Annotated in this window: 14 protein-coding genes; 10 read left to right on the top strand and 4 right to left on the bottom strand. The window is 70.3% G+C overall.

Annotation, left to right across the window (positions count from 1 at the left end):
- Positions 1–159: 159 nt before the first annotated feature.
- The 6 genes from leuS (at position 160) to ABZ833_RS15800 (ending at position 10910) form a co-directional block, all read left to right on the top strand.
- A complete protein-coding gene (leuS, locus tag ABZ833_RS15825; RefSeq protein ID WP_361046490.1) occupies positions 160–3060 on the top strand; it encodes a leucine--tRNA ligase in 2901 nt (966 codons plus the stop codon).
- A gap of 142 nt (positions 3061–3202) precedes the next feature.
- A complete protein-coding gene (locus tag ABZ833_RS15820; protein ID WP_361046487.1) occupies positions 3203–3967 on the top strand; it encodes a hypothetical protein in 765 nt (254 codons plus the stop codon).
- A gap of 99 nt (positions 3968–4066) precedes the next feature.
- Positions 4067–4912 carry a DegV family protein gene (locus ABZ833_RS15815; RefSeq protein WP_361046484.1) on the top strand — a complete coding sequence of 282 codons (846 nt, stop codon included), beginning with the start codon at positions 4067–4069 and terminating at the stop codon, positions 4910–4912.
- Between the two features lie 1114 nt (positions 4913–6026).
- Positions 6027–6899: a ComEA family DNA-binding protein gene (locus ABZ833_RS15810; RefSeq protein WP_361047465.1), complete on the top strand. Its 873-nt coding sequence runs from the start codon at positions 6027–6029 to the stop codon at positions 6897–6899.
- Positions 6896–9733, top strand: coding sequence for a ComEC/Rec2 family competence protein (locus tag ABZ833_RS15805; RefSeq protein WP_361046481.1), 2838 nt, complete (start codon positions 6896–6898; stop codon positions 9731–9733). Before ABZ833_RS15810 ends, ABZ833_RS15805 begins: the two co-directional genes overlap by 4 nt.
- A 349-nt stretch (positions 9734–10082) precedes the next feature.
- On the top strand, positions 10083–10910 hold the full coding sequence (locus tag ABZ833_RS15800; RefSeq protein WP_361046478.1) for a YceI family protein: 828 nt from the start codon (positions 10083–10085) through the stop codon (positions 10908–10910).
- 56 nt (positions 10911–10966) lie between these two features.
- Here the strand turns inward: ABZ833_RS15800 and ABZ833_RS15795 are convergent, their stop codons facing one another.
- Positions 10967–11212: a hypothetical protein gene (locus ABZ833_RS15795; RefSeq protein ID WP_361046475.1), complete on the bottom strand. Its 246-nt coding sequence runs from the start codon at positions 11210–11212 to the stop codon at positions 10967–10969.
- A 91-nt stretch (positions 11213–11303) separates the two neighbouring features.
- Here ABZ833_RS15795 and holA point away from each other — a divergent pair, with 91 nt between their 5' ends.
- On the top strand, positions 11304–12287 hold the full coding sequence (gene holA / locus ABZ833_RS15790) for a DNA polymerase III subunit delta (RefSeq protein ID WP_361046472.1): 984 nt from the start codon (positions 11304–11306) through the stop codon (positions 12285–12287).
- 272 nt (positions 12288–12559) lie between these two features.
- Here holA and rpsT read toward each other — a convergent pair whose 3' ends face one another.
- Positions 12560–12826: a 30S ribosomal protein S20 gene (rpsT, locus tag ABZ833_RS15785; RefSeq protein ID WP_249589965.1), complete on the bottom strand. Its 267-nt coding sequence runs from the start codon at positions 12824–12826 to the stop codon at positions 12560–12562.
- A gap of 290 nt (positions 12827–13116) precedes the next feature.
- On the opposite strand from rpsT, the gene lepA reads away from it, so the two are divergent.
- Positions 13117–14988 (top strand): translation elongation factor 4, encoded by a 1872-nt coding sequence (gene lepA / locus ABZ833_RS15780; RefSeq protein WP_249589966.1) that lies wholly within the window; start codon positions 13117–13119, stop codon positions 14986–14988.
- 230 nt (positions 14989–15218) lie between these two features.
- Positions 15219–17108: an AMP-dependent synthetase/ligase gene (locus ABZ833_RS15775; RefSeq protein ID WP_361046468.1), complete on the top strand. Its 1890-nt coding sequence runs from the start codon at positions 15219–15221 to the stop codon at positions 17106–17108.
- Between the two features lie 50 nt (positions 17109–17158).
- Here the strand turns inward: ABZ833_RS15775 and ABZ833_RS15770 are convergent, their stop codons facing one another.
- Positions 17159–17743 carry a response regulator gene (locus ABZ833_RS15770; RefSeq protein ID WP_249593029.1) on the bottom strand — a complete coding sequence of 195 codons (585 nt, stop codon included), beginning with the start codon at positions 17741–17743 and terminating at the stop codon, positions 17159–17161.
- A gap of 12 nt (positions 17744–17755) precedes the next feature.
- Entirely contained in the window at positions 17756–21850 is a 4095-nt protein-coding gene (locus ABZ833_RS15765; protein WP_361047462.1) for a HAMP domain-containing protein, read from the bottom strand.
- A 270-nt stretch (positions 21851–22120) separates the two neighbouring features.
- On the opposite strand from ABZ833_RS15765, the gene ABZ833_RS15760 reads away from it, so the two are divergent.
- Positions 22121–24043 (top strand): SpoIIE family protein phosphatase, encoded by a 1923-nt coding sequence (locus ABZ833_RS15760; protein ID WP_361046464.1) that lies wholly within the window; start codon positions 22121–22123, stop codon positions 24041–24043.
- The last annotated feature ends 31 nt before the right edge of the window (positions 24044–24074 follow it).

The following is a 24074-nucleotide window of genomic DNA, read 5'->3' as shown; positions in this document are numbered from 1 at the left end:
CCGTACGCCTTCTGCTTAGCGGGCCGCGCTGATCAGTCCCGACCGCCGGAAAATCGCGGTCGGCATCGGCGCGGCGTCCCCTCCTGTGTGAGGGGATTTTTCATTTGGCCGGGACGGTCATTTCCGCAGGCAGAGACGATCGATGGAGCTTTGAGGATCATGAGCGAGACGAATTCTGCTGCCGCCTCCGAGGTGGCCGCACCGCACCGCTACACGGCCGCCCTGGCCGCCGACATCGAGGCACGCTGGCAGGACTTCTGGGACGCGAACGGCACGTACGAGGCGCCCAACCCGAGCGGTGACCTGGCCGCGGACGGGGATGCGCAGGCCGCGCTGGTCGACAGGCCCAAGCAGTTCATCATGGACATGTTCCCGTACCCCTCCGGCGCGGGCCTGCACGTCGGCCACCCGCTGGGGTACATCGCCACGGACGTCTACGCGCGCTTCCAGCGCATGACGGGCCACAACGTCCTGCACACCCTGGGCTTCGACGCCTTCGGTCTGCCCGCCGAGCAGTACGCCGTGCAGACGGGCACGCACCCCCGGGTCTCCACCGAGGCCAACATCGAGAACATGAAGTCGCAGCTGCGCGGTCTGGGCCTGGGCCACGACAAGCGCCGCTCCTTCGCGACGATCGACCCGGACTACTACAAGTGGACCCAGTGGATCTTCGTCCAGATCTTCAACTCCTGGTACGACGAGGACGCGCAGAAGGCGCGTCCGATCGCCGCCTTGGTCGCCCAGTTCGAGAGCGGTGAGCGTGCCGTACCGAACTCCACGCGCGCGTGGCACCAGCTGACCACCCAGGAGCGCGCCGACCTGCTGAGCGAGTACCGCCTGGCGTACGCCTCCGACGCCCCCGTCAACTGGTGTCCCGGCCTGGGCACCGTCCTGGCGAACGAGGAGGTCACGGCCGACGGCCGCTCCGAGCGCGGCAACTTCCCCGTCTTCAAGGCCAAGCTGCGCCAGTGGAACATGCGCATCACGGCGTACGCGGACCGCCTGCTGGACGACCTGGACGGCCTGGACTGGCCCGAGGCCATCAAGCTGCAGCAGCGCAACTGGATCGGCCGCTCCGAAGGCGCCCGCGTCGACTTCCCGGTCGGCTCCGGCGACGAGGCCATCACCGTCTTCACCACCCGCCAGGACACCCTGTTCGGCGCGACCTACATGGTCCTGGCGCCCGAGCACGAGCTGGTCGACAAGATGACCCCGGCCGCCTGGCCCGAGGGCACCCACGACGTGTGGACCGGCGGGCACGCGACGCCGGCCGAGGCCGTCGCCAAGTACCGCGCGTTCGCCGCCTCCAAGTCCGACGTGGAGCGCCAGGCCGACGCCAAGGAGAAGACCGGTGTCTTCACCGGCGTCTACGCCACCAACCCGGTCAGCGGCGAGCAGGTCCCGGTCTTCATCGCCGACTACGTACTGATGGGCTACGGCACCGGCGCGATCATGGCCGTCCCGGCGCACGACAGCCGTGACTTCGCCTTCGCGCGCGCCTTCGAGCTGCCCATGCGGTGCGTGGTCGAGCCCTCCGACGACCGCGGGACCGACGCCTCCACATGGGACGACGCGTTCGGTTCGTACGACGCGAAGCTGGTCAACTCCTCCGGGGAGGGCATCTCCCTGGACGGCCTGGGCGTCGTCGACGCCAAGGCGCGCATCACGGAGTGGATGGCCCGCAAGGGCATCGGCGAGGGCACCGTCAACTTCCGCCTGCGCGACTGGCTGTTCAGCCGCCAGCGCTACTGGGGCGAGCCCTTCCCGATCGTCTACGACGAGGACGGCATCGCCCACTCGCTGCCCGAGTCGATGCTGCCCCTGGAGCTGCCGGAGGTCGACGACTACTCCCCGCGGACCTTCGACGCGGACGACGCGGACACCTCTCCGGAGACGCCGCTGTCGCGCAACGAGGACTGGGTCAACGTCACCCTGGACCTGGGCGACGGCCCCAAGAAGTACCGCCGCGAGACCAACACCATGCCCAACTGGGCCGGTTCCTGCTGGTACGAGCTGCGCTACCTGGACCCGCACAACGACCAGAAGCTGGTCGACCCGGCCGTCGAGCAGTACTGGATGGGTCCGCGAGAGGGTCAGCCGACGGGCGGCGTCGACCTGTACGTGGGCGGCGCCGAGCACGCGGTGCTGCACCTGCTGTACGCCCGCTTCTGGTCGAAGATGCTGTTCGACCTGGGGCACATCTCGTCCGCCGAGCCGTTCCACAAGCTGTTCAACCAGGGCATGATCCAGGCCTACGTGTACCGCGACAGCCGTGGCTTCCCGGTCCAGGCCACCGAGGTCGAGGAGCGCGACGGCCAGTACTTCTTCGAGGGCGAACCGGTCAAGCGCGAGCTGGGCAAGATGGGCAAGTCCCTGAAGAACGCGGTCACTCCGGACGAGATCTGCGAGGAGTACGGCGCGGACACCCTGCGTCTGTACGAGATGGCGATGGGCCCGCTGGACGTCTCGCGCCCGTGGGACACGCGCGCGGTCGTCGGCCAGTACCGCCTGCTGCAGCGCATGTGGCGTCTGATCGTCGACGAGTCGACCGGTGAGGTCACGGTCGCGGACGTCGCGGAGTCCGATGTCGCCGAGGGTACGCTGCGTGCCCTGCACAAGGCGATCGACGGCGTGCGCCAGGACCTGGACGGCATGCGGTTCAACACCGCCATCGCCAAGATCACCGAGCTGAACAACTACCTGACCAAGGAGGGCGGCACGCTGCCGCGCTCGGTCGCCGAGCGCCTGGTGCTGCTGATCGCTCCGCTGGCCCCGCACGTCGGCGAGGAGCTGTGGCGCAAGCTGGGTCACGGCGACTCGGTCGTCCACCAGGACTTCCCCGTGGCCGACCCGGCGTACGTCGTGGACGAGACCGTGACCTGCGTCGTGCAGATCAAGGGCAAGGTCAGGGCGCGCCTGGAGGTCTCCCCGTCGATCTCGGACGAGGAGCTGGAGAAGGTGGCCCTGGGTGACGAGAGGGTGCTGGCCGCGCTGGACGGCGCCGGGATCCGCAAGGTCATCGTGCGGGCGCCGAAGCTGGTGAACATCGTCCCGGCCTGAGCCGCGGGAGAGTCGCGCGAGGGGGCATGAGGGTAGTCCCCTACGGGCAGGTTGGGGGTTCCGCTGGAACCCTCCGCCTGCCCTTTGCGTTTACCGTTGAAGAGTCGGTGCGGAACCCGCCGCAGGACCTGAGGGGAGCGTCATGGAAGCCGTGGGCGTGATCGTGGCGCTGCTCGTGTTGCTGTTCGTGATCTTTGGTGCGTACATGACGGTGAAGGCGATCGGTGCCGCCAAGCGCGGCGTGGACCGCACGATCTCGCAGGCGCGCCGGTCGGTCGAGGACACGACGCTGCGCGCGAGGAGCTTCGCGCAGGTGGGCACGGCCGCCGAACTGGCCCAGCTGCGGATCAGGTTGCGTACGTCGATGCGGGCCACGCAGGACGCCCTGCAGGCGGGCGTGGCCGAGGACGCCTCCCTGAAGGAGTCCCTGGGACTCTTCGAGCGGCTCAGCGCGCACGGCCACGAGCTGGATGACGAGCTGCGGCGCCTCGAGCGGGACCCGGACAAGGCGGCCCTCGCCCAGCGGCTCCCCGCGCTGCGGGAGCGCACGGAGCAGATCACCAAGTCGGCGGACTCGCTGCGGTGGTCCGCGCGTGACCGCGCCCACCGGTTCGCGGACGACGACCTGGACTCGCTGAGCACGCAGATCGACCTGGAGGCGGGCGCGCTGCGGCACTGGACGAAGGAGCCGGCGCCCACGCAGACACCCGCCGCGTGGCCCGAGCCCGAACCGGCGGCGGACGCGGGCAAGGGCGCGGAACAGACGTGGACAGAGCCGTCCGAGCAGCCGGAGCGGCCGAAGCCGTCCGCATCGGCGGACGAGCCGGAGCGGCCCGCCATCACGCCGCCGACGCCGCGGCCCTCGTACCCCTGGGAGAAGCAGGCCAGGCCCGAGAGCACGACGTGAGCGGGCGGGTGACCTGGCACGGCCGGGATCACGGCTGGCAGACTGGCCCGCAAGGGGTCGGGCTGCCGTCGTCGGGCCCAGGCAGGTAATCTCCACCGCATGTCCCGTCATGTCGCGATCGTCACGGATTCAACGGCCTATCTGCCGCAGCGGACGATGGAGCGGCACGGCATCACGTCGGTACCCCTGACCGTGGTCCTCGGTGACCAGGCGCTCGAAGAGGGCACGGAGATCTCCGCCCGCTCCCTGGCCCTGGCGCTGCAGAAGCGGCGCTCTGTGACCACCTCGCGGCCGAGCCCGGAACTCTTCGCGGAGACCTATCGCAAGGTCGCGGAGTCGGGCGCGACGGCCATCGTCTCGCTGCATCTGTCCGCCGAGTTCTCGGGCACGTACGACGCAGCCGTCCTCGCGGCGAAGGACGCGCCGGTGCCGGTGCGGGTGGTGGACACCGGAATGGTCGCGATGGCCCTCGGCTTCTGCGCGCTCGCGGCGGCGGAGGCCGCCGAGTCCGGTGGCTCGGTGGACGAGGCGGTGACCGCGGCGGAGAAGCGGGCCGCGAACACGTCCGCGTACTTCTACGTCGACACGCTGGACTATCTGCGCCGGGGTGGCCGCATCGGCGCGGCGCAGGCGCTGTTGGGCTCGGCGCTGGCGGTGAAGCCGCTGCTCCAGCTGGACGGCGGGCGGATCGAGATGCTGGAGAAGGTGCGGACGGCGTCCAAGGCGATCGCGAGGCTCGAGGAGATCGTGATCGAGCGAGCCGGGACCCACCGCGTCGACATCGCGGTGCATCACCTGGCGGCGCCGGAACGCGCATCGGCCCTGGCGGACCGGCTCAGGGACAGGGTGCCGGGCCTTGCGGAGCTGCATGTCAGCGAGGTCGGTGCGGTGATCGGGGCGCATACGGGGCCGGGGTTGTTGGGGGCTGTGGTTTCGCCCTGGTGAGGGGTGTGTGGGTGCGCCGGTGTACCGGTGCGTCGGCGCGTCGGTGCGCGCGCGGGGCTTGTGGGTGACGGAGTTATCCACAACCGCTGGGTAATCCACGGGAATTGAGCAAGATCAACATTGTTCTGCCGGGGTCTCTAGCGTCGTCGGCATGGAACTTCGATCACTTTCACGGACCCCTGCCGCGACGAGTGGACCTGGGCGAGGCCCCGGGTCCGACGGCCGCGCTCCAGGCACTCGCTCGGGCACTCGCGCTTCTGCTGGCGGCGCTTCTGCCGACGGCGCTCCAGGCAGCGTTGCTTCTGGCGGTCGCGAGCGATACGGCCATGCCCGCAGGCGGGCGCTCCGGCGCGGACACGCTTCGGCGGAGGCGCGGGCCAGGGCACAGGCGTTGCGGCAGCGCGCGGAGACGCTGTTCGCCGAGCCTGAACGGGCGGGTGGCGAGAGCGGGTTGAGGTCGGGAGCGCCGCCGCCGGGTGCCCTGGGGCACTCTCGGCCGGTGACGCAGCCGCAGGGGGTGCGGCAGGCGGAGGTCGTGGGGAAGCCGGAGGCCGTGGGGCGAGCGCAAGCTGTGCTGCAGGCGCTGTGGCAAGAGGAGCAGCAGAACGCGCAGCTACCTCGGTCGGACTCGCAACAGTCGGAGGCCGTGGGGCAATTGGGGGCTGCGCGGCAGCGGGCCGGGCTGGGACCGCAGCCGCAGGCCGTGCGGCAATCGCGGGTTGTACGGCAGTTCGAGGTGGGGGCGGGGCCGGGACCGCGGTCGGTGTCGGAGGCGGGGGCCGTTCCAGTCCCGCAGCCGCAGCCGCAGCCGCAGCCGCAGCCGCAGCCGCAGCCGCAGCCGGATCCGAAGGCCGGGCTGGGGCCTCAGGCCGTGTTGCAGCCTCGGGCCCAGTCGCATCCCCGGCCCCAAGCGCAGGCTTGGCCCCGAGCCCAGGCTCAGCCTCAGACCCGAACCCAGGCTCATCCTCAGACCCGAGCCCAGGCTCATCCTCAGACCCGAGCCCAGGCTCATCCTCAGACCCGAGCCCAGGCTCATCCTCAGACCCGAACCCAAGCTCAGCCTCAGACCCGGACCCAAGCTCGGCCTCAAGCCCTGGCACAGGCCCAGCCCCAGATCCGAGCCCAGCATCAGCCTCAGACCTCAGCGCAGCCCCAGCCCCTGCCTCAAGCCCAGTCCCAGCAGTCGGGGTCGTCCGCAGGTGGGGCTGGCGGAGCGGACGGAGGTGCGTTGGGGGCGCCCCTGCGGGGGCGGGTGGGGCTTGCTGTGCGGGAGCGGTTGCCGTTGTGGCTGCAGTTGCGGTGTGGTCTTGAGCGACGGAGCCTGGTCGCGCTCACGGTGGTTCTCGTCCTTGCCGCGGTGTTCGCCGCCCAGCACTTCTGGGCGGGGCGGACGCAGCCGGTGCGGGCTCCGGACGTGGTCGGGGCGGCGCGCGATCGGGGCGCGGAGCCGTCTCCGTCCCCCGGAGCCCCGCCTCCTTCGGAGGGTGGCGGCCGGCCGGCGGTCGGCGCGAGCGGTGCGCCAGGTGCCGGCGGCGGTGGGGTCGTCGTGGACGTCAGTGGGAAGGTCCGCAGCCCCGGAATCCTGCGGCTGCCCGCGGGCTCCCGGGTCGCCGATGCCCTGAAGGCCGCGGGCGGGGTTCGCCCCGGCGCGGACACGGACGGCCTCAACCGTGCCCGCCTGCTCATCGACGGCGAACAGGTGGTGGTCGGCGCACCGGCGGCTGCATCCGCTCCATCGGCTCCGGCGACGCCTGGCGCCGGGGCAGCCGCCGGGCCGACGGGAGCGAGTCCTGCCGCCCCGGTCGGCCTCAACACGGCCACTGCCGAGCAGCTCGACGAACTGCCGGGTGTGGGCCCCGTGCTGGCCCAGCACATCATCGACTACCGCACGGAACACGGCGGCTTCCGCTCGGTGGATGAGCTGCGCGAGGTCAATGGAATCGGCGACAGGCGCTATGCAGACCTGCAGAATCTGGTGCGGCCATGAGGTCGCGGAGGCAGGCGGCAGTGGTGTCCGGAGCCTCAACGGACCCACCCGACCCCGCCGTTCGCGCCCCGTCCGGGCGTCGGCTCGGGGACGCCCACCCCCGCCAGGAAGGCCCACTGGACCTGCGCCTTGTGCCACCCGCCCTCGCGGCCTGGGGGACGGCGGCCCTGGCGGTGGATGCCCCGCCCCGGTGGGTGATCGCAGCCGTGATCGTTTGTGTGGCGGTGGCCGCTGCCCTGTTGGTGATGTGGACGGTGCGGGCGCACCCGGTACGGACAGTGCGGACGCACCCGGTACGGACAGTGCGGGCTGACGCTGCTGGTGGAGCGCGGCAGGATGCTCCTGAGCCCGCTCAGGCCGCTGGGTGGCGGCAGCCCTGGCGCCGGGTCTCGGTGGCGGCCGTTCTCCTCTGCGCCGCGGCGGGCGCAGGCTCCGCGGCGCTGCACGGGGCCGACCTGCACCGGGGGCCGGTCCCTGCCCTGGCTCGTCACTATGCCGAAGCGGAGATCGAGTTGGAGGTCACCTCCGACCCCCGGCTCACCCGGCCCCGCGTCACGGGAGCCCATGCCGTGCCACCCTCCGTCATGCTGGACGCGGAGATCGTCCGGGTCACGCCGGCGGACGGCAGGACCTCCGTGACCCGCGCCCCGGTCCTGGTCTTCGCCGGGGAGGAGGGGGAGGGGGAGTCGGAGAGGGCGGGCAACGGGCGCGGACGTGAGGGCGGGGCAGGCGGCGAGGATTCCGCAGGACCCTGGTCCAGGGCGCGCTGGCTCGCGATCCTGCCCTCGACCAGGCTTCGCGTCCGGGCAGCCCTCGCGCCTCCCTTGCCGGAGGGCGACCGTGTAGCGGCGGTGCTCCGAGTGGAAGGAGGGCAGACGCCGCGGGTGATCGAGGCGCCGTCGGGGCCGCAGCGCCTGGCGGGGCGGTTGCGGGGCGGGTTGCGGGAGGCCACGGACGGGTTGCCGCCCGATGCCAGGGCCTTGTTGCCCGGCCTCGTGGTCGGGGACACCTCCCGCGTGCCGCCCGAGCTGGAGGAGGCGTTCAGGGCGACCGATCTGACGCACCTCCTCGCCGTCAGCGGTGCCAATCTCACCATCGTCCTCGCCCTGCTCATCGGCCCGCCCGGCCTTGCTCAGCGTGCCGAACGGCGCGGTCTCGCGCCACGGTTGGGGATTCCGCTGCGGGCGACCGCGCTGATCGGCGGCGCTCTCACCCTCGGCTTCGTCATCGTCTGCCGACCGGACCCGAGTGTGCTGCGGGCCGCGGCCTGCGGGCTGATCGCGCTGCTCGCCATCGGCACCGGACGGCGCCGTTCGCTGATCCCGGCCCTGGCCGCCGCCGTCCTGCTGCTCGTCCTGTACGACCCGTGGCTGGCCCACAGCCCCGGCTTTCTGCTCTCTGTGCTCGCCACCGGCGCCCTTCTGACCCTCGCGCCCAGATGGAGCGCCGCCCTTCAAGGACGCCGGGTTCCCCCGCGCCTGGCCGAGGCGCTGGCCGCCGCGGCTGCCGCGCAGGCGGTGTGCGCGCCCGTCGTCGCCGTCATCGCGGCGCGGGTGAGCCTGGTGGCGGTGCCCTGCAACCTCCTCGCGGAGGTGGCCGTCGCGCCCGCCACGGTCCTGGGCTTCGCCACGCTCGCGACGGCGCCGTTGGTGATGCCGGTCGCCAAGTTCCTTGCCTGGTGTGCGAGCTGGCCCACTTCATGGATCGCGGACATCGCCCGTACGGGTGCGGCGCTGCCCGGCAGTGGCGTCGACTGGCCCGGCGGCTGGCGTGGCGGTCTGCTGCTCGCCCTCGCCACGGTCGGCGTGGTGCTGGTCGGCCGCAGGCTCGTCAGGCATCCCTGGCTCAGCGCGGCCTGTGCTCTGCTGCTCCTCCTGACGATCGTGCAACCCCCGCCCCTCACCAGGGTGATCGCGGGCTGGCCGCCGCCGGGCTGGCGGTTCGCGATGTGTGATGTGGGCCAGGGAGATGCCACCGTGCTCGCCGCGGGTGACGGGGCGGGAGTGGTCGTCGACGCGGGGCCCGACCCGGTGCTCGTGGACCGCTGTCTGCGTTCGCTCGGCGTGACCCGTGTACCGCTCGTGCTGCTGACCCACTTCCACGCCGATCATGTGGCGGGGCTGCCGGGTGTGCTGCGGGGGCGTTCGGTCGGGGCGATCCAGACGACGGGGTATCAAGAGCCTTCCGTGCAGGCGCGGTTCGTACGTGAACAGGCGGCCGTCCGCCGGATTCCGGTGAGCCAGGCCGTGGCGGGGGAGCGGCGCCGTGCGGGTGGTGGCGTCCTCGACTGGCAGGTGCTGTGGCCGACGGCGGAGGGCTCGGGCCGGATGCCGACCCCCGATGGTCCGAACGACGCCAGCGTCACCCTGCTCGCACGCGCCCGGGGAGTGACCCTGCTCCTGCTCGGCGATCTCGAACCGCCCGCCCAGCGCGCCCTGTTGCGCACGCCGGCCGTGGCGGCGCTGCCACCCGTGGACGTCCTCAAGGTCGCCCATCACGGATCGGCCTATCAGGACCCCGGGCTCCTGCGGCGGACCGCGCCGCGCCTCGCCCTCATCAGTGCGGGAAGAGACAACTCGTACGGACACCCGGCACCCCGTACGGTCGCGGCGCTGCGGGCCGGGGGAGCTGAGGTGTTCCGGACGGACACGGACGGCTCGATCGCGGTCATCGGACCGACCGGCGGACCGCCCGGCGGACCGACCGGCGGACCGCCCGGCGGACCGCCCGGCGGACCGCCCGGCGGACCGCCCGGCGGACCGACCGGCGGATCGGCGGGCGGTTTGGCGGACGGGGCGGCTCCGGTCCTGGAGGTGGCTACGCGGCCGCCCTAGCGGGCGGTGTTCGTCCAGCCCTGTCCTGCTGCCCTCTGGTTCCCTCTGCTTCCCTCGCGCCCCGGCGGTGATTAATTCGGGCTACTCGTGACACTTCAAGTGCTAGCGCCGCATTCCAGCGAAGTGGGTTCGTGTTGCATCGAATGCCGCAACGGTGATCGAATGCCTCTTCGGGACAGGAGTTGTCAAGGTGCGCGGGGGTATGTCGCAGATGTTCGGCCGTTGGCTGGGAGACCGTACGAACCGAGCCGGTCGGACGAATCGAGCCGGTGGGGCGGGAAGAGCGGGTGGGGCAGGCCGAGGCGGCCCGGCCGGCAGGGCAGGGCGGGCTGGTCGGGCCGGGGGGCCCTTGTCCGCCGTGGCGGTTCCGCCCAGTGCGGGAGTGCTCAGCTGCCGGGTGCTCGACCCGGTCAATGAGCCCGTGCGGCACGCGGAGTTCGCGGTCAGCGATGCCATGGGGCGCAAGGTCGTCGGTGGGGGCCTTGATCCGTTCGGTTCGTTCGTCGCGACCGTTCCTGCCGGGGACTACCGCCTGGCGGTCTCGGCGGAAGGGTTCACTCCGTACCGGGCGAACGCCACGGTCGGGGAGAGCGCGCACGCCTCGCTCGGTGACGTCATGCTCCAGATCGCCCCGCCCCCGGCGCTGCCGGAGCCCGGCGACTGGGAGATCGACCCCCTGCACTCCTCGGTCGCCTTCACCGCGCGGCACATCGGTCTTGCCCGTATTCACGGCCGGTTCAACAGCTTCGCGGGTGCCATCCGGCTGGGGGAGCGGATGGAGGAGTCCGCGATGCATGTCGTCATCGACGCCGCCTCCATCGACACCGCGGTGCAGATGCGCGACGACCACCTGAGGTCCGGCGACTTCCTCGACGTGGGGCGTTTCCCGACGATGGAGTTCTACAGCGACCGCTTCGTGCACAAGGGCGGCAGCCGCTGGGCGATCACGGGCGGTCTGACGCTGCACGGCGTGACGCGCACGGTCACGCTGGAGACGGAGTATCTCGGGGTGGGCCAGGGCCTTGAGGGTGAGACCCGCGTCGCCTGCCGCGCCTCCACCGAGCTGCACCGCGACGACTTCACGATCAACTGGCAGACGATGCTCGCCCGCGGCATCGCGGCCGTCGGACCCAGCATCACGATCGACCTCGACATCCAGGTCCTGCCCAAGAGCTAAGAGCTAATAGCTGGCATCGGGCCCCACCAGACCCCACCTGGCCCACCGGCCCCCGCCTAGGGAGCCTCGAGCCAGCCCTCGTGCTCTGCCGCCAGGTCGTCCAGCGCCGTGCGGTCGAGGCGTCGTTCGGGGTCCTCGACCACGACCAGCCACTGGGCGTCCTCGGCGTCGTCCTCGCCCGCCAGGGCGTCGCGGACGAGTTGAGGCTGCTCGCGCACGCCGAAACGGTCGGGGAGTTCTTCGGCCACTTCCTCCGCGGCATCGCGGTCGGGCAGCACCAGGACATGTCGTACGTCGGTCACCTGCCCATTCTCCGGTACGCGGCGAGCCGCCCGGGAACCGGCCCGGCCGTACGGGACGGGCTGTCAGTGCCGCGTGGGATGCTTGACCGCGATGGCCAGGAAGACAGATACCGCCGACCCGCTCGCTCCTCTCACGCTCGCCGTGGGCCAGGAGGACCTCCTCCTCGACCGCGCCGTGCAGCAGGTGGTCGCGGCCGCCCGTGCAGCCGACTCGGACACGGACGTGCGCGACCTCACGTCCGACCAGTTGCAGCCCGGCACGCTCGCCGAGCTGACAAGCCCCTCGCTCTTCGCCGAGCGCAAGGTCGTGATCGTCCGCAACGCGCAGGATCTGTCGGCCGACACGATCAAGGACGTGAAGGCGTATCTCGGGTCGCCGGCCGAGGAGATCACCCTCGTCCTGCTGCACGCGGGCGGGGCCAAGGGCAAGGGTCTGCTCGACGCCGCCCGCAAGGCGGGGGCCCGCGAGGTCGCCTGCCCCAAGATGACCAAGGCCGCGGACCGGCTGTCGTTCGTGCGGAGCGAGTTCCGCACCCTGGGCCGTTCGGCCACGCCCGAGGCGTGCCAGGCCCTGGTCGACTCGATCGGCAGCGATCTGCGGGAGCTCGCCTCGGCGGTGTCGCAGCTGGTGGCGGACGTCGAGGGCACGATCGACGAGGCGGTCGTCGGCCGCTATTACACGGGCCGTGCCGAGGCCTCCAGCTTCACCGTGGCCGACCGAGCCGTGGAGGGGCGGGCCGCCGAGGCGCTCGAAGCGTTGCGCTGGTCCCTGTCGACCGGCGTCGCTCCCGTCCTGATCACCAGCGCCCTCGCCCAGGCCGTGCGGGCCATCGGCAAGCTCTCCTCCGCGCGGGGCGGGCGGCCCGCCGACCTCGCCCGTGAGCTGGGCATGCCGCCCTGGAAGATCGACCGGGTCCGGCAGCAGATGCGGGGGTGGTCTCCCGACGGGGTGGCAGTGGCTCTGCGGGCCTGCGCCGAGGCCGACGCGGGCGTCAAGGGCGGGGGCGACGACCCTGAGTACGCCTTGGAGAAGGCCGTCGTCGCCATCGCCCGCGCGGCGAGGTCGCGTCGCTGAGACTGCGCGGACACAACGCCCGCCGGTTCGGTATCTGCGGGCCGTCCCTGGCTGGTCGCGCAGTTCCCCGCGCCCCTGAAGGGGCCCCGCGCCCCTGAAGGGGCCCCGCGTCCCTGAAGAACCGGCCCCGGACACAGCAATGCCCCCGGAGTGGGCCGGGGGCATTGTCGCAGCGTGGCGTACTGCGTGGTCTGTCCGCGATTCGAGGTAGAGGGCTCGAATTACCCTCGCGGGAGGATTGATCAGCGCCCCGGCGAGCCGGGGCAAGGGTTTCAGCCCTGGAGGGTCGCGACCTTCGAAGCAAGCGCCGACTTCTTGTTGGCGGCCTGGTTCTTGTGGATGACACCCTTGGAGACAGCCTTGTCGAGCTGACGCGAAGCCTCACGCGTCGCCTCGATGGCCTTCTGGGAGTCACCAGCGGCAACGGCCTCGCGGGCCTTGCGGATCGCGGTCTTCAGGGAAGACTTGACCGCCTTGTTGCGCTGACGCGCCTTCTCGTTGGTCTTGATCCGCTTGATCTGGGACTTGATGTTCGCCACGAAAGAGCCTTTTCAGGTTCAGGTACTGCAGAGGTACTGCAGATGAGTTTCTTTGACACGTGCCTCAGGGCCATCGGAACCGCGAGGGCCCGAGAGGGTCAGGAGACACAGCTGCCCAGATTACCAGCCGCCCTCCGACCGGCCCAATCCGGGCGGTGCTCCCCGCCCTCATGGGGCCGATCCCCGCTCGGACCGGCCCAGACCGGGTCCAGTGCCCCACCCGTGGGACCATGGAACCTACGTATAGATCCGACCCGAGGCGACAGGCGCCTCAAGAGACAGGACCCTGCGTGCCCGCGACCCCTAAAAATGTGCCCGAGCCGAGCCGTACCGACCCGGCTCTGATCCGTAATTTCTGCATCATCGCGCACATCGACCACGGCAAGTCCACGCTCGCCGACCGCATGCTCCAGCTGACCGGTGTGGTCGAGCAGCGGCAGATGCGTGCTCAGTACCTCGACCGCATGGACATCGAGCGCGAGCGCGGCATCACGATCAAGTCCCAGGCGGTGCGTCTGCCCTGGGCCCCCACGGAGGGCCCCGAGCAGAGCAAGACCCACATCCTCAACATGATCGACACCCCGGGTCACGTGGACTTCACGTACGAGGTGTCCCGCTCTCTCGCGGCCTGTGAGGGCACGGTCCTCCTCGTCGACGCCGCGCAGGGCATCGAGGCGCAGACTCTCGCCAACCTCTACCTGGCGATGGAGAACGACCTCAAGATCGTCCCGGTCCTCAACAAGATCGACCTGCCGGCCGCCCAGCCGGAGAAGTTCTCCGAGGAGCTCGCCAACCTCATCGGCTGCGACCCGGCCGACGTGCTGAAGGTCTCCGCGAAGACCGGCATGGGCGTCGAGGCGCTGCTCGACAAGGTCGTCGCCGAGGTCCCGCCGCCGGTCGGCGTCGCGGACGCGCCCGCCCGCGCGATGATCTTCGACTCGGTGTACGACTCCTACCGGGGCGTCGTGACGTACGTCCGTGTCGTCGACGGTCAGCTCAACAAGCGTGAGCGGATCCGGATGATGTCCACCGGTGCCACGCACGAGCTCCTTGAGATCGGGGTGTCGTCCCCCGAGATGACCCCCGCCGACGGCATCGGCGTCGGCGAGGTGGGCTACATCATCACCGGCGTGAAGGACGTCCGTCAGTCCAAGGTCGGTGACACGATCACCTCCCTGCACAAGGGTGCGACCGAGGCCCTCGGCGGCTACAAGGACCCGAAGCCGATGGTCTTCTCGGGTCTGTATCCGCTGGACGGCTCGGAGTACCCGGACCTGCGCGAGGCCCTCGACAAGCTGCAGCTCAACGACGCCGCGCTGGTCTACGAGCCGGAGACGTCGGCCGCTCTCGGCTTCGGTTTCCGCGTGGGCTTCCTGGGTCTGCTCCACCTCGACGTGATCCGTGAGCGGCTCGAGCGCGAGTTCGGACTCGACCTCATCGCCACCGCTCCGAACGTGGTCTACCGCGTGGACATGGAGGACGGCACCGAGCACACGGTCACGAACCCGAGCGAGTTCCCCGAGGGCAAGATCGACAAGGTCTTCGAGCCCGTCGTACGTGCCACGCTCCTCGCGCCCAGCGAGTTCATCGGCGCGATCATGGAGCTCTGCCAGACCCGCCGCGGCACCCTCCTCGGCATGGACTACCTCTCCGAGGACCGGGTGGAGATCCGCTACACCCTCCCCCTCGCCGAGATCGTCTTCGACTTCTTCGACCAGCTGAAGTCCAAGACCCGTGGTTACGCGTCCCTGGACTACGAGCCCACCGGAGAGCAGGCCGCCGATCTCGTGAAGGTCGACATCCTGCTGCACGGCGACCGGGTCGACGCGTTCTCCGCCGTCACCCACAAGGACGCCGCGTACGCGTACGGCGTGCGGCTCGTGGCCAAGCTGCGGGAGCTCATCCCGCGCCAGGCGTTCGAGATCCCCGTCCAGGCGGCCATCGGCTCCCGGGTCATCTCCCGCGAGACCATCCGTGCCATCCGCAAGGACGTCCTCGCCAAGTGCTACGGCGGTGACATCTCGCGTAAGCGCAAGCTGCTCGAGAAGCAGAAGGAGGGCAAGAAGCGCATGAAGATGGTCGGCTCCGTCGAGGTGCCGCAGGAAGCCTTCATCGCGGTGCTCTCCAGTGACGACAGCGGTCCGGGCAAGGCCAAGAAGTAGCCCACGCCTCAGCCGCCGTCCCGTCCGACACGGGCGTCACACAGGCATCTCAACGGGTCCGTCGCGCTCTTGCGCGGCGGACCCGTTCTTGTATGAAGTGACAGGCAGAAGCCCCTTACGCGCTGGGCTTCAGCGCTCTACTCTGATCACTGCTCGTAGGTTACTCGCAAGTTAAACAAGACCAGCAGCCGCCAGCCAGTCGCCGCCATGTCGCGGGTCCGGAGGATGTCGTGAGCGACACACAGACCTTGATCGAGAACCGTCCGCCGTCCGTGGCGCACCTCTTCCTGGAACGCGTGGCGGCCACGCCCGACGCCGAGGCCTACCGCTATCCCGTGCCAGCGGCCTCGGGCGAGGGGCCCGACGAGTGGAAGTCGCTGAGCTGGGGGCAGGCCGCCGAGCGCGTCTACGCCATCGCCGCGGGCCTCATCGAGCTCGGCCTCGCCCCCGAGGACCGCGTGGCGCTCGCCTCGTCCACGCGCGTCGAGTGGATCCTCGCCGACCTCGGCATCCTCTGCGCGGGCGCGGCCACCACCACGGTGTATCCGCAGACCAACGCCGAGGAGTCCACCTACATCCTGGCCGACTCCGACAGCCGGGTCCTGATCGCCGAGAACGCCGAGCAGCTCGCCAAGGCGCGCGAGAAGCGCGCCGAGCTGCCCGATCTCCGGCATGTCGTGGTGATCGACACCGAGGGCGCGGGCCCCGCGGAGGGCGACCCCGAGGGCTGGGTGCTCACCCTCGCCGACCTGGAGGCACGCGGCGCCGCCCACCTGGAGAAGAACCCGGAGGCGGTCAAGGAGCGCATCGCGGCGATCACCAAGGACCAGCTCGCCACGATCATCTACACCTCCGGCACCACGGGTAAGCCCAAGGGCGTGCGCCTGCCGCAGGACAACTGGTCGTACATGGCCAAGGCCATCGCGTCGACCGGTCTGCTCGGCCCGGACGACGTGCAGTACCTGTGGCTGCCGCTCGCACACGTCTTCGGCAAGGTGCTGACCTCCGGGCAGATCGAGCTCGGGCACGTCACCGCGGTCGACGGCCGCGTCGACAAGATCATCGAGAACCTGCCGGTGGTGCAGCCGACGTACATGGCCGCCGTGCCGCGCATCTTCGAGAAGGTCTACAACGGGGTCGCGGCCAAGGCGCGCGCAGGCGGCGGCGCCAAGTACAAGATCTTCCTGTGGGCGGCCGAGGTCTCCCGCGAGTACGCCAAGGTCAGCCAGGACAACTTCCGCAGGACCGGCTCCGCCTCGGTGCCCTTCGGGCTCGGCGCCAAGCACAAGGTCGCCGACGCGCTCGTCTACTCCAAGCTGCGGGAGGCCTTCGGCGGCCGGCTGCGCGCCGCGGTCTCCGGTTCGGCCGCGCTCGCGCCCGACATCGGCTACTTCTTCGCCGGCGCGGGCATCCACATCCTGGAGGGCTACGGCCTCACCGAGTCCTCGGCCGCGTCCTTCGTCAACCCCGGCGAGGCCTACCGCACCGGCACCGTCGGCAAGCCGCTGCCCGGCACCGAGGTCCGCATCGCCGACGACGGCGAGATCCTGCTGCGCGGCCCCGGCATCATGGAGGGCTACCACGGTCTCGCCGAGAAGACGGCCGAGGTCCTGGAGTCCGACGGGTGGTTCCACACCGGGGACATCGGCGAGCTGTCCGCGGACGGCTATCTGCGGATCACCGACCGCAAGAAGGACCTGATCAAGACCTCCGGCGGCAAGTACATCGCGCCCGCCGAGGTCGAGGGCCAGTTCAAGGCCGTCTGCCCGTACGTCTCCAACATCCTGGTGCACGGCGCCGACCGGAACTTCTGCGCCGCCCTGATCGCGCTCGACGAGCCGTCCATCCTGGCCTGGGCCAAGGACAACGGCATGGAGGGCAAGAGCTACGCCGACGTGGTCGCGGCCCCGGCGACCGTCGAACTCATCGACGGCTATGTGAAGCAGCTCAACGAAGGTCTGCAGCGCTGGCAGACCGTCAAGAAGTTCAAGCTGCTGCCCCGCGACCTGGACATCGAGCACGGCGAACTGACGCCGAGCCTCAAGCTGAAGCGCCCGGTCGTCGAGCGCGAGTACCAGCACCTGATCGACGAGATGTACGCGGGATCGCGCGAGGCCTGAGCCTCTGTCTGTTTGCTTGCTTGTGCGGGCGGGGTGCCTGACGTGTCACGTCAGGCACCCCGCCCGCGCCGCATCTCCTTCACCAGCTCCTCCATGTGCGTCACGTGGTGGCGCAGTTCGAGTACGTCGTTCAGGCTGCTGGCGGCCATGTGCGCCTCGATCGCCGAGAGGCGGGCCGCCAGTTCGTCGAACTGCTGCTGCTCGCGCGCCAGGATCTTCTCCAACTGCTGGTTCTTTCGGTGCAGTTCGAGGAAGACGGTGACCTTGGCGCGCAGCACCCACGGGTCGAACGGCTTGGTGAGATAGTCTGCGGCGCCCGTCGCATAGCCCCGGAAGGCGTAGCCCGCGTCATTGTCGGTGCCCGTCAGGAAGATGATGGGCACGTCTTTGGTCTGGTCGAGCCGCTTGATGTTCGACGCGGTCTCGAAGCCGTCCATCCCCGGCATGCGGACGTCCAGGAGGATCACGGCGAATCGTTGCCGCAAGAGTGCCTTCATCGCCTCCTCGCCGGAACGGGCGCGTACCAGTGGTTCGTTGAGTGACCCCAGGACGGCTTCCAGCGCCATCAGATTGTCCTCCATGTCATCGACAAGGAGGATGCTCGCGCGGTTGTCGGTCATGACCTCGGTGCTCATGGTGACCATGCCTCACTCGGTCGTCGGCGGAACGGCGGGCTCCCCGGGAGCGTCCGCCGGTTCCGCTGCAACGGGTTTCTCTGCTGTGGTGGGCGACTCCGGCTCTGTCCCGCCGTCGCCCTCGGGGGCCAGAAGGGCGCAGGCGACCGAGAGCAGCTGGTCCACGTCCACAGGCTTGGGTACGTAGTCGCTGGCACCCTGCTCGATGGCCTTCTCGCGGTCGCCGGGCATCGCCTTGGCGGTCAGCGCGATGATGGGAAGGCCTGTCCAGCGGGGGGTTCGGCGGATCGCGGTGATGGTTTCGTAGCCGTCCATCTCCGGCATCATGATGTCCATCAGGATCAGGTCGGTATCGGGGTTGCGCTCCAGGGTCTCGATACCTTCGCGGCCGTTCTCCGCGTACAGGACGGGCATGCCGACACGGCTCAGGACGTGGGTGAGCGCGAAGACGTTGCGGATGTCGTCGTCGACGATCAGGACGCGGCGCCCGCGCAGTATGCGGCCGGCCGGACCCTCCCTGTACTCCTCCAGCTTGGTGGGAGTGGGCCAGCTGTCGTTCTGTTCGTGGAAGGTGTGCGGGGTCATGGCGACCCGGTCGTCGTGCGGCTCCGGGGTCGTGAGTGACCTGGTCGCCGCGTACGCGGCGGCGGCGGGGCCGTGTCCGGGGTGCACCACGGGGACGTAGAGCGTGAAGGTGGAGCCCTGGCCCGGGGTGCTCTGTGCGGTGATGCGGCCGCCGAGGAGCCCGGCGATCTCGCGGCTGATGGAGAGGCCGAGGCCGGTGCCGCCGTACTTGCGGTTGGTGGTGCCGTCGGCCTGCTGGAACGCCTCGAAGATGGCGGGCAGCTGGTCGGCCGGGATGCCGATGCCGGTGTCCTTGACGGCGAAACAGAGCCGGTCGCCGCCGTCGTGCAGCCGGTCGCCGGTCTTCTTGACGCGGCTCACGCGCAGCTCGACGCCGCCGCTCGCGGTGAACTTGACCGCGTTCGACAGGAGGTTGCGCAGAATCTGCTGGAGCCGCTGCTCGTCCGAGAACATCTCGCGCGGCACGTCCTCGCCGACCGACACCTCGAAGGCGAGCCCGCGGTCGAGGGTGAGCGGGCGGAACGTCGCGTGGACGTAGTCGAGGACCTTGATCAGGGGGAGCTTCTTGGGGCGTACGTCCATCCGGCCCGCCTCGATCTTCGACAGGTCGAGGATGTCGTTGATGAGCTGGAGGAGGTCGGAGCCCGAGCGGTGGATCGTGGTCGCGAACTGCACTTCCTGGTCGGAGAGATGGCTGTCGGGGTTGTCGGAGAGCAGCCGGGCGAGGATGAGCAGCGAGTTCAGCGGGGTGCGCAGCTCGTGCGACATGTTCGCGAGGAACTCCGACTTGTACTGCGAGGAGGTGGCAAGGAGCGCCGCCTTCTCCTCCAGTTCGGCGTTCGAGCGCTGCAACTCCGCCTGCTGGAGCTGGAGTTCGTCCGAGCGGTCCTGGAGCTGGGTGGCGAGCCGCTGGGACTCGCTGAGCAGTGATTCCGTACGGGAGTTGGCGATGATGGTGTTGATCGCGACGCCGATGGTGCTGACGAACTGGTCGAAGAACGCCAGGTGCACGTCCGAGAAGCGGGAGAACGTGGCCAGCTCGATCACGCCGAGCAGCTTGTCCTCGAAGAGGATGGGGATGATCACCAGGCTGGCCGGTGCGGCGTCCCCGAGCCCCGAAGTGATCTTGATGTAGTCGGGCGGCACCTCGTCGACGAGGATCCGCTTCTTCTCCAGGGCCGCCTGGCGCACCAGGCCGTGCGCGGGCATCGCGCCCGTGTCGACGACCGAGCCCTGCGCGGAGCCGTACCCGGCGATGAAGGCGAGCCCCTTGACCGGGGGAGTCTGCAGCGTCGCGGCGTCCCCTGCCTCCGGGTCGGCCAGGAAGAAGGCGCCGTACTGGGCGTTCACCAGCGGGGTCAGCTCGCGCAGGATGAGGTCGGCGACCTCCATCAGGTCACGGTGGCCCTGCATCAGACCCGCCAGACGGGCGAGGTTCGACTCCAGCCAGTCCTTCGCGCGGGTGGTCTCACGGAGGTTGGAGACCATGACGTTGATGTTGTTCTTGAGCTCGGAGACCTCGCCGCGGGTCTCGACGGTGATGGAGCGGGTCATGTCGCCCTGGGCCACGGCCGATGCGACCTCGGCGATCGCGCGGACCTGCGTGGTGAGGTTCAGGGCGAGTTCGTTCACGTTCGTCGTCAGGCGCTTCCAGGTGCCGTAGACGCCCTCGACCCGTGCCTGGCCGCCCAGTTGACCCTCGGATCCGACCTCGCGGGCCACGCGGGTGACCTCCGAGGAGAAGGAGGACAGCGTGTCCACCATGGTGTTGATGGTGGTCTTCAGCTCCAGGATCTCGCCGCGCGCGTCCACGTCGATCTTCTTGGAGAGGTCGCCCTGGGCCACCGCCGTCGCGACCTGCGCGATGTTGCGGACCTGTCCCGTGAGGTTGTCCGCCATGTAGTTGACGTTGTCGGTCAGGTCCTTCCAGACGCCCGACACCCCGAGCACCTGGGCCCGGCCGCCGAGCCGGCCGTCCGTGCCCACCTCGCGGGCCACGCGGGTCACCTCGTCCGCGAAGGCGCGCAGCTGCTCCACCATCGTGTTGACGGTGTCCTTCAGCTCCAGGATCTCGCCGCGCGCCGTCACCGTGATCATCTTGGACAGGTCGCCGTTGGCGACGGCCGTGGTGACCTGGGCGATGTTGCGCACCTGAGAGGTGAGGTTCAGGGCCATGAAGTTGACGTTGTCGGTGAGGTCCTTCCATACGCCGGAGACGCCGCGCACCTGGGCCTGACCGCCGAGGTTGCCCTCCGTGCCGACCTCGCGGGCGACGCGGGTGACCTCGTCCGCGAAGGCGGAGAGCTGGTCCACCATCGTGTTGATGGTCGACTTCAGTTCGAGGATCTCGCCCTTCGCCTCGACCGTGATCTTCTTGCCGAGGTCGCCCTGGGCGACGGCCGTCGACACGAGCGCGATGTTCCGCACCTGTGAGGTGAGGTTGTCCGCCATGAAGTTGACGTTGTCGGTGAGGTCCTTCCAGACCCCCGACACGCCGCGCACCTGGGCCCGGCCGCCCAGGTTTCCTTCCGTGCCGACCTCGCGGGCGACGCGGGTGACCTCGTCCGCGAAGGCGGAGAGCTGGTCCACCATCGTGTTCACCGTCGACTTCAGCTCCAGGATCTCGCCCCGGGCGTCGACGGTGATCTTCTGGCTCAGGTCGCCGTTGGCGACGGCCGTGGTGACCTGAGCGATGTTGCGCACCTGAGAGGTGAGGTTCGACGCCATGAAGTTGACGTTGTCCGTGAGGTCCTTCCAGACCCCCGACACACCGCGCGCCTGCGCCCGGCCGCCCAACTGACCCTCGGTGCCCACCTCGCGGGCCACACGTGTCACCTCGGCGGCGAACGCGGAGAGCTGCTCGACCATCGTGTTGACGGTCAGCTTCAGTTCGAGCAGCTCGCCCGTCGCCTCGACCGTGACCGTGCGAGTCAGATCGCCCTGTGCCACCGCCGTCGTCACCAGGGCGATGTCGCGCACCTGGGCGGTGAGCCGGGCGGCCATTGTGTTCACGGCCTCCGTCACGTCGCGCCAACTGCCCGAAAGGCCGCGCACCTTGGCGCGCCCGCCGAGCCGCCCCTCCGTGCCGACCTCACGGGCGACGCGGGTGACCTCGCCCGTGAAGAGCGAGAGCTGGTCGACCATCGTGTTGACCGCGCGGCCCAGGCGCCGCAGGTCGCCCCGCAGCTCGCGGGTGCCGTCGTGCAGGTCCACGCGCTGGGTGAGGTCGCCGCCCGCGACCGCGTTCAGGACGCGGGTGGCGTTGGCCGCGGGGGCGACCAGGGAGTCGAGCAGGGAGTTGACGTCGTGGACGCGCGTGGCCCAGCTGCCGTGCCCCGGGCTCGCCGAGAACCGTTCGTTGAGATGGCCGTGCCGGATGATCTCCCGTCGCACGCGGGCGAGTTCGCCGTCGAAGTGCAGGGAGCGGTCCAGCATTTCGTTGAACACCGAGTGCAGCTCGGCGGTCATGCCGTGGCCGGTCACGGGGACCTTGGTGAAGTCCCCGTCCCGCGCGGCCCGCATGGCGGACAGGAGCGGGCGCAGGTCGGAGATCGCTTCCGGAACGGTCTCCGGGGTGATTTCAGGCGTCGTGTCCGGAGCATGTCCGGACGGCGACGCGGGTGTCGGAGCTCGTTTCGGGGCCGGAATCCGACCGTAACCGAGCGCGGGCGTAGCACTGTTCTCACTCATAACGGCCCACTTCAGTAACTCGGTGCTTATGGGCGTGGCCAGTCTGTCACTCTGTTCGTGTCGCCTGAGGCGTATTCGACCGAACTGCTCAGGAGCCGAAACGTGGGGTCCATTCCGATGCAACGGGAGACCACTTTCCGTGCGTCCGCCCAGCCGGGGCACCAGCCCGGCCCGCCGGCGGTGGTGTGCACATCGCTGCCCGGGAACCCGATGGCGCCCGCCGCCGCACGAAGGTTTGTGCGCGCGGCGCTCGCCGACTGGGCCGAGCTCGAGGTGCCCGCTGCGGCGGGCATCACCGACCGGCTGGCGGACGACGCAGTGCTGCTGGTCAGCGAACTCGTCACGAACGCCGTCGTGCACGCGGGCACGACGGTGGAACTGCTGTGCCGGCTCGACGAGGCGGGCCTGGGGGAGAGCTGCGACACCCTGGTCATCGAGGTCTCCGACCACCACCCCGCCCGCGCGGTCCGCAGCGAGCCCGCGCCCCAGCCGCCCGGCACACCCGAGTACGGCAGGGGCCTGCAGCTCGTCGCGACCCTCTCCGACTCCTGGGGCATCACCTACCGCACCGGCACCAAGGCCGTCTGGGCCCGCCTCCCCGTCGGCGGCGTACAGGCCGTACAGGAGATCGAGTCGTACGCGAGCGAACAGGCGATGCACCGAGGGCTGCGCGCCAGCGAGATCCTCGCGCCGCTGCCGAAGCGGATCACGCACGACACGGAGTGGGTCAACCGGGGCGCGCTCACCTTCCTCGCCGAGGCCTCCGACCTGCTCGCCGGACAGTTCGACGAGGATCTGGTGGCCGCCCTCGCCGGGCAGTTGCTCGTGCCGCGGCTCGCGGACTGGTGCGCGGTGTGGCTCGACGACGAACCGGAGGTCGCGCCGCGCGGCGCCGCGAGCGGGGCCCCGGGGACCCGGCTCGCCCGCGTCTGGCACACCAGCGAGCAGCGGATAGAGGAACTGCGCCGCAGCCTGGAGAAGGACCCGCCCCTGCTGCTCGACGCGGTCGGCTCCGGCGCCGTCCCCGTGCCGTGGCCCGGCGAGGGCCCGGCAGGCGAGGCGACGGGCACGGCCCTGGCCTACCGCCTCATGGCGGGCGGCCGCGCACTGGGCACGCTCGTCATCGGGCGGGCCGGGATGATGCGGTTCGCGGACGAAGTCACCGGCCTCATCGAGGACTTCAGCCGCCGCGTCGCGCTTGCCATCAGCACGGCGCGGCGCTATCAGCGGCAGGCCACCATCAGCCAGGTCCTCCAGCGCGGCCTCCTGCCGAGCTCCGTCGCGGACATCCCCGGAATGAACAGCGGTGTCGTGTACGAGCCGCGGGACAAGGGCGGCCCCGGCGGCGACTTCTACGACGTGTTCCAGGCGGGCAAGGGCCGCTGGTGCTTCGCGCTCGGCGACGTCCAGGGCAAGGGCGTCGAGGCGGCCGTAGTGATCGGCCTCGCCCGGCCGTGGCTGCGGCTGCTCGCCCGCGAGGGGTACGAGGTCGCGGAAGTCCTCGACCGCCTCAACCAGCTCCTCCTGGACGACGCGACGGAGGCGGCGGACGCGGCGGCTGCGGTGGTCGCGGTCGCGGGCGGCCAGGGCCTGCCGCCCGACGGCGCCACCTCCCGCTTCCTCTCCCTCCTCTACGGAGAGCTGGTGCCCATGGACGACGGCGGCGTCCGCTGCACGGTGGCGAGCGCCGGGCACCCCCTGCCGCTGCTGCTCTCCCCGGACGGGACGGTCGAGCCGGCGGCCACGCCCCAGCTGCTGCTCGGGGTCGTCGACTACGCGACGTACACAAGCGAAACGTTCGAGCTTCGGACGGGCGACACACTGCTCTGCGTCACGGACGGGGTGACGGAGCGCCGCGCCGGACGGAACATGTTCGACGACGGCGACGGCCTCGCGACGGCGCTCGCGAGCTGTGCGGGTCTTGACGCGAACCTGGTGGCGGAACGGATCAAGAGAATGGTGCACGCGTTCTCGGAGAGGCCGCCGGACGATGATCTGGCGGTGCTCGTGCTACAGGCGCAGTAGTGGTCTCGTGCGCGGCGTCGGGTTCCTCCGC

Origin of the sequence: Streptomyces sp. NPDC047525 (genome assembly GCF_040643025.1) — a bacterium.
GTDB classification, from domain to species: Bacteria; Actinomycetota; Actinomycetes; order Streptomycetales; family Streptomycetaceae; genus Streptomyces; species Streptomyces durmitorensis.
The sequence above is the reverse complement of the archived record's forward strand: the minus strand, read 5'-3'. Positions and strand labels throughout refer to the sequence as shown.

Bases quoted from the DNA above. Each gene is read 5' to 3' on its own strand.
- ABZ833_RS15805 (WP_361046481.1), top strand. From the start codon at position 6,896: ATGAGGTCGCGGAGGCAGGCGGCAGTGGTGTCCGGAGCCTCAACGGAC.
- holA (WP_361046472.1), top strand. From the start codon at position 11,304: ATGGCCAGGAAGACAGATACCGCCGACCCGCTCGCTCCTCTCACGCTC.
- ABZ833_RS15815 (WP_361046484.1), top strand. From the start codon at position 4,067: ATGTCCCGTCATGTCGCGATCGTCACGGATTCAACGGCCTATCTGCCG.
- ABZ833_RS15770 (WP_249593029.1), bottom strand. From the start codon at position 17,743: ATGAGCACCGAGGTCATGACCGACAACCGCGCGAGCATCCTCCTTGTC.
- ABZ833_RS15765 (WP_361047462.1), bottom strand. From the start codon at position 21,850: ATGCGGGCCGCGCGGGACGGGGACTTCACCAAGGTCCCCGTGACCGGC.
- leuS (WP_361046490.1), top strand. From the start codon at position 160: ATGAGCGAGACGAATTCTGCTGCCGCCTCCGAGGTGGCCGCACCGCAC.
- ABZ833_RS15820 (WP_361046487.1), top strand. From the start codon at position 3,203: ATGGAAGCCGTGGGCGTGATCGTGGCGCTGCTCGTGTTGCTGTTCGTG.